Annotated in this window: 19 protein-coding genes; all 19 read left to right on the top strand. The window is 36.0% G+C overall.

Annotation, left to right across the window (positions count from 1 at the left end):
* Positions 1-2: 2 nt before the first annotated feature.
* The 19 genes from K3G25_RS07575 to xerC all read left to right on the top strand — a co-directional run bounded on the left by K3G25_RS07575 (position 3) and on the right by xerC (position 12,486).
* Positions 3-1,439 (top strand): DUF8531 domain-containing protein, encoded by a 1,437-nt coding sequence (locus tag K3G25_RS07575; RefSeq protein WP_110124750.1) that lies wholly within the window; start codon positions 3-5, stop codon positions 1,437-1,439.
* A 24-nt stretch (positions 1,440-1,463) separates the two neighbouring features.
* A complete protein-coding gene (locus K3G25_RS07570) occupies positions 1,464-2,000 on the top strand; it encodes a hypothetical protein (RefSeq protein ID WP_110124749.1) in 537 nt (178 codons plus the stop codon).
* A 37-nt stretch (positions 2,001-2,037) separates the two neighbouring features.
* Positions 2,038-3,054, top strand: coding sequence for a hypothetical protein (locus K3G25_RS07565; protein WP_110124748.1), 1,017 nt, complete (start codon positions 2,038-2,040; stop codon positions 3,052-3,054).
* 34 nt (positions 3,055-3,088) lie between these two features.
* Positions 3,089-3,559, top strand: coding sequence for a hypothetical protein (locus tag K3G25_RS07560; RefSeq protein WP_041915576.1), 471 nt, complete (start codon positions 3,089-3,091; stop codon positions 3,557-3,559).
* A gap of 14 nt (positions 3,560-3,573) precedes the next feature.
* Positions 3,574-3,969, top strand: coding sequence for a hypothetical protein (locus tag K3G25_RS07555; RefSeq protein ID WP_014472031.1), 396 nt, complete (start codon positions 3,574-3,576; stop codon positions 3,967-3,969).
* A complete protein-coding gene (locus K3G25_RS07550; RefSeq protein ID WP_110124747.1) occupies positions 3,966-4,220 on the top strand; it encodes a hypothetical protein in 255 nt (84 codons plus the stop codon). Before K3G25_RS07555 ends, K3G25_RS07550 begins: the two co-directional genes overlap by 4 nt.
* Positions 4,204-4,857 carry a hypothetical protein gene (locus K3G25_RS07545; RefSeq protein WP_110124746.1) on the top strand — a complete coding sequence of 218 codons (654 nt, stop codon included), beginning with the start codon at positions 4,204-4,206 and terminating at the stop codon, positions 4,855-4,857. Before K3G25_RS07550 ends, K3G25_RS07545 begins: the two co-directional genes overlap by 17 nt.
* Positions 4,854-5,360 (top strand): hypothetical protein, encoded by a 507-nt coding sequence (locus K3G25_RS07540; RefSeq protein WP_110124745.1) that lies wholly within the window; start codon positions 4,854-4,856, stop codon positions 5,358-5,360. The genes K3G25_RS07545 and K3G25_RS07540 overlap by 4 nt, the downstream gene beginning before the upstream one ends.
* On the top strand, positions 5,357-6,082 hold the full coding sequence (locus tag K3G25_RS07535; protein ID WP_110124744.1) for a hypothetical protein: 726 nt from the start codon (positions 5,357-5,359) through the stop codon (positions 6,080-6,082). The genes K3G25_RS07540 and K3G25_RS07535 overlap by 4 nt, the downstream gene beginning before the upstream one ends.
* 39 nt (positions 6,083-6,121) lie before the next feature.
* Complete coding sequence (locus tag K3G25_RS07530) at positions 6,122-6,913, top strand: hypothetical protein (protein WP_072589304.1); 792 nt, start codon at positions 6,122-6,124, stop codon at positions 6,911-6,913.
* 20 nt (positions 6,914-6,933) lie between these two features.
* Positions 6,934-7,401 (top strand): hypothetical protein, encoded by a 468-nt coding sequence (locus K3G25_RS07525; protein WP_110124743.1) that lies wholly within the window; start codon positions 6,934-6,936, stop codon positions 7,399-7,401.
* 71 nt (positions 7,402-7,472) lie between these two features.
* Positions 7,473-7,829: a hypothetical protein gene (locus tag K3G25_RS07520; RefSeq protein WP_014470098.1), complete on the top strand. Its 357-nt coding sequence runs from the start codon at positions 7,473-7,475 to the stop codon at positions 7,827-7,829.
* A complete protein-coding gene (locus K3G25_RS07515; RefSeq protein WP_110124742.1) occupies positions 7,829-9,160 on the top strand; it encodes a pyocin knob domain-containing protein in 1,332 nt (443 codons plus the stop codon). Before K3G25_RS07520 ends, K3G25_RS07515 begins: the two co-directional genes overlap by 1 nt.
* A 10-nt stretch (positions 9,161-9,170) precedes the next feature.
* On the top strand, positions 9,171-9,449 hold the full coding sequence (locus K3G25_RS07510) for a hypothetical protein (protein ID WP_232489643.1): 279 nt from the start codon (positions 9,171-9,173) through the stop codon (positions 9,447-9,449).
* The gene (locus K3G25_RS07505; RefSeq protein WP_014470095.1) at positions 9,450-9,602 is read left to right on the top strand and encodes an XkdX family protein; all 153 of its coding nucleotides are present in this window, start codon (positions 9,450-9,452) and stop codon (positions 9,600-9,602) included.
* Between the two features lie 18 nt (positions 9,603-9,620).
* Positions 9,621-10,469 carry a glycerophosphodiester phosphodiesterase family protein gene (locus tag K3G25_RS07500; protein WP_071181785.1) on the top strand — a complete coding sequence of 283 codons (849 nt, stop codon included), beginning with the start codon at positions 9,621-9,623 and terminating at the stop codon, positions 10,467-10,469.
* An 82-nt stretch (positions 10,470-10,551) separates the two neighbouring features.
* Positions 10,552-11,037: a hypothetical protein gene (locus tag K3G25_RS07495; RefSeq protein ID WP_062623494.1), complete on the top strand. Its 486-nt coding sequence runs from the start codon at positions 10,552-10,554 to the stop codon at positions 11,035-11,037.
* Entirely contained in the window at positions 11,037-11,453 is a 417-nt protein-coding gene (locus tag K3G25_RS07490; protein WP_062623495.1) for a hypothetical protein, read from the top strand. The genes K3G25_RS07495 and K3G25_RS07490 overlap by 1 nt, the downstream gene beginning before the upstream one ends.
* Positions 11,454-11,466: 13 nt before the next feature.
* Positions 11,467-12,486, top strand: a complete 1,020-nt coding sequence (gene xerC / locus K3G25_RS07485) for a site-specific integrase (RefSeq protein ID WP_062623496.1) — start codon at positions 11,467-11,469, stop codon at positions 12,484-12,486.
* Positions 12,487-13,103: the final 617 nt, after the last annotated feature.

The following is a 13,103-nucleotide window of genomic DNA, read 5'->3' as shown; positions in this document are numbered from 1 at the left end:
ATTTGACAAAGAAGCAAAAGAAACGATCATGCCAGTTGCAGCTTAATGAAATTAGACAATCAGATGATCCAACAAAGTTACCTTGTACCTTCATCATATTTGATTTTGAAGTATCACATAACAACACAATAATCCCCAAAGAAGTAGCCTTGGAAGCCTCCCCTACTATTATTAATAAGCCCATCGTTGCCAAATATCATGAAGTTGAAGATATAAATACTTCAACAGATGCACTTGGTTCTCATGAAGCCTATTTAGGAACAGATAAGCATGGCGAACTTGAAGTAAAGTTGGACACAACTCCAATTGGAGTTTTCACTTCTGAAGGATACATAATGGAAATTGATACACCAGATGGAAAAAAAGAAGTTCTTGCAGCAGATGCTGTATTGTGGAGGTCTCGTTTTAATGATGCCTGTGAGTTACTACAAGAATGGTATAGCAGAGGGATCAATATCAACACAAGCTGCGAAATCTTATATTCAAACTATACAGTACAGGATGGTATTGAGGTTATTCAATCCCCTGTTTATTTGGCTGGACATGCAATTTTAAATTCCGAAAAGCGAGGCGAACATGATGTTGTCCTCCCAGCTTACGAATCTTCTAAACTTCTAAGCTTTAATGAACTACAGCGATTCGAAAAATTAGTGTTTCAAGCAGCAAGTAAAGAAAATCAAAAGGAAGGTGAAACCGTGGATAAATTTAAGAAAGTGTTTGAATTATCTCATTCAGACATTAGAACATTGCTTTATGGTCAACTAGACCCTACTCTTGACAAAGAGTCAGATTCATATATAGCAGACGTTTACGATACATATTTCATCGCAAACGTTTATAGTTGGGCAGATGAAAATAGTTATGACAAATACTATAAGTTTGATTACACCAGAACAGGCGAAGTTGTTTCAATTGATTTTGAAAGTAAAACCGAAGTGTTCATGACGCGGAACTGGGAGGAAGTTGTTCCTGAATCTGTTCAATTACAACTTAACCAGAAAGAAGAACAGATTAAGGATTTGACGAAACAAGTAAATCAAATCAATAAGGATAAAGCAGAGGTTGAACAGCAATTCAACTCTGCTAGTGAAAAGCTTATCCAACTGAACTCTGAAGTGGAGCAATTGAAGCCTTTTAAAGAAAAGCACGAGAAAGCTTTATTTGAGCAAAAATTGAATGAGAAAAATGAATTTTACAAAGCTAAATTTGAAGCTCTAAAGGCCGAGGATAAATTCAGTTCAGAAGCAGTGCAAAACCTTATTCATGCTTCTATTAAACAAGATGAGGAAGGTGAAAAAGCTGTATTACAACTTAACACAATGTTAGTTGATTTAGTTAGTACTCCTGCTGAAACAAATACAACCATTAGAGAATTTTCAAGTAAACGGGAAAATCTAATCCCTAATGATGACTCATTTGAATCCCGCTTTTCACAATAAATTTTAAACTTGGAGGAATAAAAAATGGCTACAAGATTACAAAAAGCCCTTACTGAAGTAGGTAATCATACTACTGGAAACTTGAATTCTTTAAAAATCAAAACAGTTGCTCACGGTGCAAAAGTGACTGGATCAGATATCGACAACTTCATGCTTGTTGAATTAGGTTTTGACGCTGAGGGAAATAGAACAGCTGCGAAGCTATCAGATAAAACAAAAAAAGCATATTTAATTGCTTCCCCTGAAGCACGGTATCTTGGTGAATCAATGCGAGACTTTTATAACGGTGTAGGAGAACATGCTCGAATTGTTATCCTTGAACCAGCTTATACTCGTTTTGATGTTTCTGCATTTTCATTAAATGCGGCCGTAACCGAGGTTAAACAAGGTCAAGTGGCACACTTTGATATTGCTACTCAAAAATATATTCTTAGTGATCCCGCATCACCTCATGAAGATTATGCTGATTCTTCTGCAAAGTTCCTGGTTGTAAATAACGAAGATGACCTTGTTTACACAATGGGGCAAAAACTTGTTCGCCTAGAAGTAATTGAAGCTTAATCCATAACAAATAAATTTCAATAAAAGGAGTATTCAAATGAAATTAGATACTGTGAAAATCAAAGGCTTGTTTAGCCGTGTATTAAACAACAAAATGGACGGTACAGATCAAGCTGATATCCAAACTTACATTAAGAAAGTGTTTGGCGATGGCGGAACGACACCTGATCCTTCCATGCTCCATCAATTTAATAACCTTGTCGTTGAACAAGCTGATGAAATTGCAAAACCAAAAGTAACTGAGTTACTCTCCCTTTTAGCCAATGTTCAGCAAGAAAAACGAGGTAATATTAAACAAATTAAAATTCCGAAAAAGAATAAAGCAAAAGTCATTTGGTCTGCTACAGGTTCTGGCGTTGATTTAGTTCGTGTTGAAGGTCAAGAAACTGTTCCAGCCGTTCCAAAAACTATGTCAACAGGTTTTTACTATGAGCCTCTAGACCTCGTAACAGATTCAATTACTTACTTTAATAAATTGGTGAATGATATTGCAGATGCTAAAGTCCGTCTATACCTCGATAAAATTCATCAATTAACTGCAAGTGCAATTACAGCAGGTAAAATCCCTGCAAAAAATGTTCAAACAGGCTCAAACCTTACTCTTCAACAATACAACAAAGTAGCCTCTGTGCTTCAACGTTATGGCGGGAAGCCTATCTTCGTAGCTGACACCCTTCTCATTGACTACTTCGCAATCCAACAAGGAACAGACTCAACGTATAAGAACTTCTTAACAGAAGAAATTAAAGGAGAGCTCCTTACTGCATTAAACCCTGCTACAATCGGTAGAACAACTGCTGTCAACCTCACTAACCCATTTACTGACGATACAAATAGCAAAGTTGAACTCCCTGTCAATAAAGGATATATGTTTGCCGGCGGCGTTTCTCAGAAACCATTTTCTGTTGTTGAGTATGGCGGATTGCGTCAATTGACAGAGCAAGATATTGAAGATGAAAGAATCAAGATGAAAATTGTTCAAGATGCTTCTGTTAATCTTCTGTTTGGAGAAGCGATCGGAATTATTGAAGAACAAGCTGCAGTATCAATTTAAATCGAATATGAGGATTTTTTAGGAGGATATGATTTTGACTGAGAAAATTAAGTTAGCTCGACACAGAAGCACATCTTATTTTGTTGGATTTACTGGTGATGGTGGACATAAACAATATACCTGGGCTGGAAGCAAAAATGGTAAGGTTGATATTAAAGAAGTCCCAAAAGAAGTTGTTGAGTGGCTCACAATGAATAGCGTTTGTTTTGATAAAGGTGAATTAGTTATTGTAGATGACAATGAAACAACAAAAGAGATTAAAGACTCTATTGTTGAATCAGAGGCTTATGAAAACAATATTCACACTAAAGAAGAAATAGAAAAGATGATTAAATCGGGCAATATTGCTCAACTTAAAAATAAGCTCGATAAAATCACGGTCGATTCTGAGAAGCAATTTATTATTGATGTTGCTTCAGAATTTAGCGATGACATTGCTGCAGGTAAATTAAAAGTATTGGCTGATTGGATGGGAGTCGCTGATCCTTCCCTTCTCTTTGACTAAGAGGAGGGGTTTTTATGACATCTTATGATCAAATATGGGAAACCTTTTTAAACAACTGTGAAACATCTGATTTTGATGTTCCTCAAGAAGAAGAGGACATTTATAAATCAATTCGAAATGCAATCCTTCATTTCAATAACAGATTGAGAGACAATTTAAAAGCTGATGATTCAACAGAAACTGTAAGCAGAGAATTATCTGAGGATGATATTCTTATTCTTGCACACTTCTTGAGATACATCTTTTTGTTAAATAAAAAGACCTTGTTTGAGAATACATGGCAACCCTTCACGAATGATGTGGGTATTAAGAACTTTGGCACACAGATCAATTCACTTAAACAAAGTGTAGTTGAACAGAAAAACGAAATTGAGCGTTTGATATTAAATGCTGCGGTGGATTATCTATGAGTATGATTCAAGTTAAATCGGTATTAAACAATGGACAAATTAAGATTGAAGAATTAGACGTGTATTGCAATACGCTCAGCAAGAAAAACATTTCAGTACTTTTCAAATTGGAGAAATACCTTAACAAAAAGCTACTGAGTGACCCTGACCTTATAGAAATCAGAGACATTATTTTAACAGTAAGTGGTGAGTTAAACAGGCTTAATGATTGCTTATTGACAGACGGTGATTCAATTGAAGGATTACAGTAATTATCACAAGATTAACATTAATGAGAAGCTTTTGCATGATGGAAAGCTCATTTTCAAGCAAGGTCTAAAAGGTTTTGAATCTGAGAAAGTTACGATTGATGGAATTGAAAAAACAGTAATGATTACTTCAAAGTATTCTAGTGGTGATGGAACTTCTAAATATATATTAGGTGAAATATCTGACATTTATTGTGGTGGTGTGGTTAAATATAACGGCGAAACATGGCTCATCACTTCGCTTCCTCATAGTAACAAAATATATAAGAAGGCCGAGATCAAAATATGCGGTGCTGTATTCACTCTAACCTCAGATGACAAGTCTGTTGAATCAGGTAAGGTTAACGAAATAACGGGTAAGCCAATTTACAAAAATATTCCAGGTGAAAAGACTGAAGTTCCCTGTATTTTTGAAAGGTCTACTTCGATAAATGGAACTGAATTGGCAGTAAATCTTCCAGATGGACAAGCAAATATTACAATCCCTTATTTTGTACATGAAAAATTAAAAATTGGCCTTACTCTTACTTTCTTTGGTGAAACCTACCAAGTCAATGATATAGACTACTCCAAGGTCTATGGAGACATCGGGACAATTAAACTTATAGCCAAGAAGAAAGTTGGAGGTGATAGCGAATGAGTATGATGGTCGAACATATGACAACTGTATTCAGAACTATTATGAATGATACAGAATTGAATCGTCTTTTATATTATAAAGATGACCCTCTCTCCTCTTCTCTCCCTGACGTTCAGACATTGGAAAATTATTATGATCCAGTTGATGATTCCCCATCGATATTAAGCTCCATAATCAAACGTGCTCCCAAAACTGATGATTTAACCGATCAACCAATTTGCAGGCTTTGTGTCTATCTTGGTAATGGAATCCCTAAACCCTCAACCCAAAGTGTGATGCTACTAGATCAAGACTTGATGATTGATGTTTATACACACATTAACACTTATGAGGAGACTGAATTCAGGAACCTGAAAATTACTGATCGTATTTGTAACATGCTCTTCAATCAAAATTTTGCTGGCATCGGTAAAAATGTTAAATACACTAGACTGCTCATATCGAACGCACCTGAAGGGTATTTGGGATACAAATTAATATTCACTTTCGGAGCTATGAAATGATTGATATGGAGTTTTTCATTACTGGAGAACCTATCTCTACAGAACTTGGTGAATGCAGATTCATTAAAGTTAAAGAGTACGGTCAGTTAGCCAATTATTTAAGGCTAATCAAAATGTCCAAAAAAGAGATCATTTACGTTTATAACAAAGAAGATGTTAATCGTTTCGGGGAACTTGATGAGCTTGTTGCTGAATTAAAAAAAATGACTCTTTATGAAATTTCGGGTGCCCTTCCTAATTTTCAAGAAGCCTATAGCACAGTGTTTTCTAAAATGTTCAATGGAGAAGAAATACTGGATAAGCTTACTCCTGAAAACTTCGATTCCATTAGAGAACTTGTATTAAAAATGTGTTGTTTGAAGGAAGAAAAAATAAGCTCCAATCCTGAAATTCAAAAAGCTAATGAGCGAAGCAAAAGAGTCAAGAGTCGAGATGGTGATTCAGTTGATATGGCAGATATCATTAGCACAGTGTCGACTTATACAGGCTACCTTTATAAAGACATTAATGACATGACCCTGTTTCAACTTTATATGACTTATCATCGGATTGCTCGATTCAAGCAATATGACACTTCTGCCCTCTTTGCTACAGTTTCACCAGAAGCAGGTAAAAACATTGTGAACTGGGATAAACACATTGATTTATTTGAGGAAGAGAAACATTACATAAGCCGAGATAAATTTATTAAAGAGACCAAAGGTTTTTCTAAGGGCAGCTAAAAGCTGTTCCTTTTTTTATTTTAAGGAGGAAATTTATAGATGAAAACAGTTATTCAAGATACAGCTGATGTTTATTTCAGAAGAAAATCTGATGGTCAGCTTGTATTCACAGCAGAAGCACAAACAGCTTCATTCTCCCAGGCCATCTCCGAAGAAAAACTTCGTGGTGGTATCGGAAATAAACCGCTTTATATCTTGAAGTCTGAAAAAGAAATCAATCTTACTGTCAAGAATGCATATTTCGACTTAGAGTGGTTAGCAATGACACAAGGTGAAACAATTGAGGAAGAAGCAAAAGTTCAGGTTTTCGACCGTGAACATGGTCTAATTGTTGATGACAAAAATGCGGTTACACTTAAAGGTAAACCGGTAAGTGATGTAACCTTCTTCAACAAAAAAGGATTGACTTATAAGACGCCTGTATCTACAGATGGCACGTATTTAATCCCTACAGGATTTGCTGGTACAAAAGAGAAATTAACAGCTGTATATCAGATTAACAAAATCGGCAGACGGCTCGCTATTAAAGCAAGTAAATTCTCTGAGCGATATGAAGTTGAGTACCGTACAATTGCGTATAACCCTGATACCGAAGAGGTCTATAGCGATATCTACATTCAATTCCCTAACGTATCCCCTTCAGGTGAGTTTGAAATGTCCCTCGAAAACGGTAATGCATTAGCTCCAGAAATTAAATTTGAAGCACTGGCCGACACTGACACAGACGAGATGGCCGTTGTTATTGAAGCGAGCAGAGATGATAATGTAGCCACTCCAGATCCTGACCCTGATACAGAAACTCAAACTAAATCCGTAGACGTTGGCAATTAATTTTACAGGAGTGATTTTTAATGGCAGCAAAACTTAATGATTTCGATGGCGTAAAATCTTCAGCTAGAGATGATGGAAACGGTGGTTTAGTAACTGACATTCATCTCAAATCACAAGAAAAGCCTCTACAAGTTGACTTCCCTCAAGCTGGTTTAGATGCTATCAAAGGCATCCAAGTACAATCCCCTTCCGTGACCTTGAATGAAAGAGATCCTGGTTTCTCCTCTTTTAAAACGGATAAATTCACTGTTACTTCAACAGCTCAAAAAGTTACCGCAGGTATCACTGACAGAACAGCACTTACTATTTATCCTCCTGCAGAAGGCACGATTTACATTGGAAACTCTATTGTGACTGCTGATACAGGTATCCCATTGACAGCTGGTGACAAACCTTTTTCAGTTCCTGTCGCTGCTGGTAAAACACTTTATGTCTATGTGATCAATGACGGTACTGACAGAGACGTAAGAGTATTTGAAGCTAAATAATTTGAGGGGATTCTTCCCCTCTCCTTTTTAAATAAAAGTCAGTTTTTAAACAGATTTAGGAGGTGGAGTTGTTGACAGAAACCGATGCAAATATTTTAAAAACCATTCCAGATAAAGCAACCTTTACATTCCACGAAGCAACAACTGCCCCGTCTGAAGGTGAAGAATTTGTAGTATCACATTATCGGGATATTACTGTTAAGATCTCTGGTTCCTCAACTTCAAGAGAAATAAAATTCTTTGCCGTAGATGAAAATGGTGAAAAGACAGAAATTGCTGGAACAAACAAAACTGATTTTCAATTAGGTACGGGCACATTGAATACAAATGAAATCTGGGATTTTGATATTGCAGGGCTTTTCAAATTCATGGTTGAGGTTGTTTCCGTAAATGGAGATGTAACGATTAAAGGAATTGCGGTGAGTTAATGAGTAGTAGTAAATTTGTAGGTCAGCTCAAACAAAACAATGAGCAAATTAATAATCTTAAAGATCAATTTTTCAGAACTGAATCTCATATGTCTGATCATGAAAAACGCTTGAATGACAAAGTTGATGAGTTTATGGAAAAGCAGAATTTTGATTTAAAAATGCATATTCAAAACAGTGAGAATCCACATCATGTGACTAAAGAACAAGTCGGATTATCAAATGTAATAAATGAAGAGCAAGCCACAAAAGTTGCTTTTGATGACCATCTTAACGATAAGAAAAATCCTCATGCAGTTACTAAAAGCCAAGTTGGTTTGTCTAAGGTTGATAATGTTCAACAAGCAGCAAAAATTGATTTTGACGCTCACAATGCAGACCTCGATCGACATATCACAAAGGATGAGCGCAGTTATTGGAACAGCTCTGATGAAAGGTCAAAGTCCATTTTAGCTGAACATACTAACGATCAATCAAATCCTCATAAGGTTACTGCTGAACAGGTTGGGCTTGGGAATGTAGTCAACGTAAAACAAGCTGCTAAAAGTGATTTTGATGATCACCTAAATGACACTAATGTCCATATCAATAAATCTGATCGGGATAGATGGGACGCTGCTCAACTTTTCAAACTCACTGCCGATGATGGGAAAGTATTCTACAAAGGTAGCTCCGAAAAAACCGAATACAACGATTTGATTACCACCGGGTTTTATTTAATCGCCAACCAGGGTCTTCACTCCCCTGCTAACTTGTCCAATGTCTATTTAGTTGTCATGAATTATGGTGATTCAGTAGCCCAATTTGCTTTAGAAGCATATTACGGAACACATACTTATTTCCGATTTAGGAAAAGCGATTTAACTTGGACTACGTGGCAAACACATGAAACGACTGACGGAGCACAGACCCGAGCTACTGCTGCACTCAACTCAGCTAAAACCTATACTGATACCAAGCTTTCCTCAATAACATGGTACACTCCTACTTTACAGAATGGATGGGTTAATTACACAGATGTTAACTCAACAGACCAAACAGTGTTTAAAACTCGGTATACAAAGGATGCAACGGGGACTGTTTTTGTAGAGGGAGCTATAGCAAAAGGAACGATTGGTTTTGGAGTGGCAGCATTCACTTTGCCTGAAGGATACAGGCCTGGAAGAGCGTTTCAATGGGTTGGTGTAGCTTCCCAAGCAGGAATGTCAGGAATACCTCAGACTCACAGAACGCTTGTTGATACTGAAGGAAGAGTTATTATAGAAAGTTGTACAAATACCTCCAAACCCAATGATTACATTAGTTTCGGCTTTAGTTTTAAGGCCGTGTAGGGAGAATATTATGATGCAAGTATACAAATATGACGAAAATTATATTTATGAATCCCCTGTTGTGCTTGAAGACGATAGTCCAATTCCTGATAATTGCACTATAATAGCTCCATCCGATGGTCTTTATATTCCCGAATTCAACCCTAAAACAAAAAAATGGATTGAGTCAGCATCGAAAGAATACATTGACAGCTTAAAACCACTTGACCCCGAGCCATCGGAAGCTGAAAAGGTTAAAAAACAATTAAGTGACTTAACATATCAACTAATGATGGATGGTGTACTTTAAATGAATTGGTATGAACTTATAAAAGATTATTACAACGACGGCAATGGTGTGTGGGATGAATATCGAGTAGCGCAAGCTGTAGTAAAAGGAAAAATTACACCAGAACAGTACGAAGAAATTGTTGGAAAGAAATATATTGAACCAACTACCTAATTATGATAATTTTAGGTCATGAAAAAAATAAAATTGATAACATTAACTATTGCTTTAGCCATACTAGGAGGATGTTCATTTAACGAAGTTGATTCATCAGCTTTAGGTTATGGGAAAGGAAGCAGTAAAAAATACGAGCCGCTAATGATTGCACACAGAGGCGCCTCGGAAATTGAGCCAGAACATACCCTACTCTCCTATGAACGAGCAATAAAAGACAAAGCAGACTACATTGAAATTGATTTACGACAAACCAAAGACGGTCACCTAGTCGCAAACCATGACAAGACTGTTGATCGAACCACAAACGGTAAAGGAGAAGTTGAAGATCTTACATTAGACCAGATTAAAAAGCTACATACTAGAAAAGGACAAAAGATCTTAACGATTGAAGAAATCATTAAGAAGTTTGGACAAACAACAAAGTATTATATCGAGACTAGAACAAACAACAAAGGCAAATTGGTAATGGAGAAAAAGTTAATTGACATACTCTCTAAAAATAAACTAATCGCTAATAACAAAGTTGTTTTAGAGTCATTTAGTGACAAAAGTCTAAAGAAGTTACATAAGCTAAACAATGATGTTCCTCTTGTTCAACTTTTGAAAGATGAAGACATTAAGCCGATGAGCAAATCAAAGCTAAACGAAATAAAAAATTATTCTAATGTTGTTGGCCCTAATGCAAAATTTGTTGATAAAGGTTTTGTTGATTTAGTCCACAAAAACAATATGAAAGTACATGTGTTTTTTAACGCTGATAAAGAAAGAGCACTCACATCCAAAATGCTTAAGTTGAAAGTGGATGGACTATTTACAAATAACCCAGCTTATACAGAGAAAGTTCTAAAAGAAGATTATAAATAAAATACAAGTTTTATTTAGACACCTCTCCCCTTTTGAGGTGTCTTTTTTAATGAGTTCAGAGGATATATAAGGAGGAAATGAGATGGCATCGAAAAAATTAAATCTTGGGTTGATCGAAGAAAGTGTAAGCAAATATGACAAGAAAGAACGAGTGCAACTTACCGATGACGTTCATGTTTATATTTACCCTTACTTCTCCCCTACCCGCTTAACCAAAATGCTTACTGAATTAATTACGGATCAAGAAGAGGCAAAAGAAGCAGGAATTAAGTTTGAAGATATCAATCCTGTTCATTGGGGGAACTTTTCACTAATAAAAGAATTTACAGACTTAGGCATTCCAAACGATATCAAAAATAAGGTTAAGTGGTTTGTTAAATTAATAGACTCCGAATATTTCCCAATGATTATTAAAAGCTTTCCTGAAGAAAGTATAGAGAAACTTGAAAAAGCAGCAAAAATGATGAAGATGAGTTTAGACAAATTTTCCAACATGTCTAAAAAAGAAATAAATGAACTCATCCTTAATAGGGTCGAAGAGATTGAAAATGAACAAGAGGCTGAATAATGGCCAAGAACATAAAGGAAATAGCAGCACTAATTGAATTTGCCGCGAAGCAAGCCGTTCAAAAACAATCCAGCACAAAAAATACGATGATTAAAACAGGTCAAGAGCATGTGCAATCTGATGTATATGACACATACGATCCTCTTGTATATGAACGTACTTCTCTTTTGAAGGACTCCTTCGTCATTCAAAATGAATCTAACGGAATTTCATTAGACAATACCCGTGAAGACAACGGTAAGGATGTTGCCACGGTTGTTGAGACTGGTCAAGGGTACACGTATCCAGATAAATACGGTTATGGTTATGGAAAACCTCGCCCATTTATGAAGAATACCGCTGAATCGTTAAAAGATGGACGATTAGCTACTGCTATGAAAAAAGATTTAAATACAAGTGGTATTAAAACAGAATAACGGTGGTGTATTAATGGCCAAGATCAAAAAAGTGCGCTATTTCACCAAAGAAAGAAAAGCACTTATCTCAAAAGAAAACAGAAAGAAATACGATAAGTATCTCAATAGCAACATAATCAAAAACAGAGATGTAAAAGACACTACCTATAAGGTTTACAGCAATTATATGGATCAGTTTTTGGTTTATCTTGCTGAAAAATGGTCTAATATCGATCTGTATTCTGAAGAATTCATGGAAGATGCAGTGGATATTATGGAGGGATACATTAGCTTCTGTCAGGACATCCTTTTCAACAACAAAAAAGTAATCAATACTAAGCTTTCGACAGTTTCGAGTTTTTATCTTTGGAGTCTTAAACGTGGATATATCGATAAACACCCCTTTGATAAAAAACTTGACCGTATGAAAGGTGCAAATGAAGAAAAAATCATCAACTCTTATTACCTCGATGATGAACAGATGAACCTCATAACTGAAACCCTAAAAACTGACCCGAAATTTGATATCCAAGACAAGCTAATATGGTCTATAATGCTGGATTCAGCTAACCGAATCGGGGCTATTTCCAAGCTTACTATCCAGGCTCTTGATCTAGATAACATGGTTTTTAACGACATACGAGAAAAACGCGGGTACAAGGTTGAAGTGGCATTTAATGATTACAGTAAAGAGCTTATACTTGAATGGTTAGAAATGAGAAAAGAAATGGATAACCTCGAAGTCGATTCCCTATTCATTACTAAATACGGTGGTGAATATCGTCAAATGTCAAAAGGCACTATTCAAGACCGGGTTACCAAGATCGGAGAAATTCTTGGGCTCGATGATTTTCATGCTCACTGTATCCGAAAAACTGCCCTCAATGATATCTACGTTAAAACTGGCGACCTCTCTCTTGCTGCTGAAATGGGAAATCACAAATCCGTTGAAACCACCCGTTCGAGCTACATTAAACCTCAAACAAAAGCTGAAGTCCGCCAGAAGATCATTAAAATGAAACAGAAAATGCAGGAAAACAAAAAGAAAGATTAATATCTTTAGAATGGGACTCTTCAATCCTCATCAAAATTCAGTCGAGAAAATGAAGTAGCAAATCGATGAATTGGCCGAAATTGTTGCTGAATTAACTAGGCAGCTTGATACTAAAGCTGATAAGAACCAATTCGGATCTAAACAGATTGATGAATCCAAGATCAGTGACGGTAAAGTTCTTGTTTACAACGCAAGCACCGGTAAACTTGAATACGGGAAGATTAAGAAAAGCTTGTTGGGTGACATATCAATTGATTTGCTTTAGCATCACTCTTTATGAAATCCCTCTTTTATGCAGAATCAAGATCCTTCAACCGAGGGATTTTGCTTACGTGTAAAAACAGCTATATTAACATTAATGATAAATTAAATGGGAGACCTCCTCAATGAGAAGAACAGATGAAGTCATTGAATTTATTGAGAATTTTTTGAATTAGAAGAAAGGTAAAAAGTCATTTCCTAAGACCATTTAGCAGGTTTACTTTTTTATGATGAAAAAACGGGTCTATTTTTGAATATTCCGAAGGTAATGCAATCAAGCTTGATATGAATGCTAAATAGGCTATTATAGTAACTAATGTGTTATTATGGAATCACATTAGTTACAGGAGTGATTA

The sequence above is a fragment of the Bacillus sp. FCW2 genome (genome assembly GCF_021228595.1).
GTDB lineage: Bacteria > Bacillota > Bacilli > Bacillales > Bacillaceae > Bacillus > Bacillus velezensis.
The sequence above is the reverse complement of the archived record's forward strand: the minus strand, read 5'-3'. Positions and strand labels throughout refer to the sequence as shown.

What these genes read in the sequence shown, in the direction of transcription:
- K3G25_RS07570 (WP_110124749.1), top strand. Translation starts at nt 1,464, where the DNA reads ATGGCTACAAGATTACAAAAAGCCCTTACTGAAGTAGGTAATCATACT.
- K3G25_RS07565 (WP_110124748.1), top strand. Translation starts at nt 2,038, where the DNA reads ATGAAATTAGATACTGTGAAAATCAAAGGCTTGTTTAGCCGTGTATTA.
- K3G25_RS07555 (WP_014472031.1), top strand. Translation starts at nt 3,574, where the DNA reads ATGACATCTTATGATCAAATATGGGAAACCTTTTTAAACAACTGTGAA.
- K3G25_RS07550 (WP_110124747.1), top strand. Translation starts at nt 3,966, where the DNA reads ATGAGTATGATTCAAGTTAAATCGGTATTAAACAATGGACAAATTAAG.
- K3G25_RS07540 (WP_110124745.1), top strand. Translation starts at nt 4,854, where the DNA reads ATGAGTATGATGGTCGAACATATGACAACTGTATTCAGAACTATTATG.
- K3G25_RS07535 (WP_110124744.1), top strand. Translation starts at nt 5,357, where the DNA reads ATGATTGATATGGAGTTTTTCATTACTGGAGAACCTATCTCTACAGAA.
- K3G25_RS07530 (WP_072589304.1), top strand. Translation starts at nt 6,122, where the DNA reads ATGAAAACAGTTATTCAAGATACAGCTGATGTTTATTTCAGAAGAAAA.
- K3G25_RS07525 (WP_110124743.1), top strand. Translation starts at nt 6,934, where the DNA reads ATGGCAGCAAAACTTAATGATTTCGATGGCGTAAAATCTTCAGCTAGA.
- K3G25_RS07515 (WP_110124742.1), top strand. Translation starts at nt 7,829, where the DNA reads ATGAGTAGTAGTAAATTTGTAGGTCAGCTCAAACAAAACAATGAGCAA.
- K3G25_RS07510 (WP_232489643.1), top strand. Translation starts at nt 9,171, where the DNA reads ATGATGCAAGTATACAAATATGACGAAAATTATATTTATGAATCCCCT.
- K3G25_RS07505 (WP_014470095.1), top strand. Translation starts at nt 9,450, where the DNA reads ATGAATTGGTATGAACTTATAAAAGATTATTACAACGACGGCAATGGT.
- K3G25_RS07500 (WP_071181785.1), top strand. Translation starts at nt 9,621, where the DNA reads ATGAAAAAAATAAAATTGATAACATTAACTATTGCTTTAGCCATACTA.
- K3G25_RS07495 (WP_062623494.1), top strand. Translation starts at nt 10,552, where the DNA reads ATGGCATCGAAAAAATTAAATCTTGGGTTGATCGAAGAAAGTGTAAGC.
- K3G25_RS07490 (WP_062623495.1), top strand. Translation starts at nt 11,037, where the DNA reads ATGGCCAAGAACATAAAGGAAATAGCAGCACTAATTGAATTTGCCGCG.
- xerC (WP_062623496.1), top strand. Translation starts at nt 11,467, where the DNA reads ATGGCCAAGATCAAAAAAGTGCGCTATTTCACCAAAGAAAGAAAAGCA.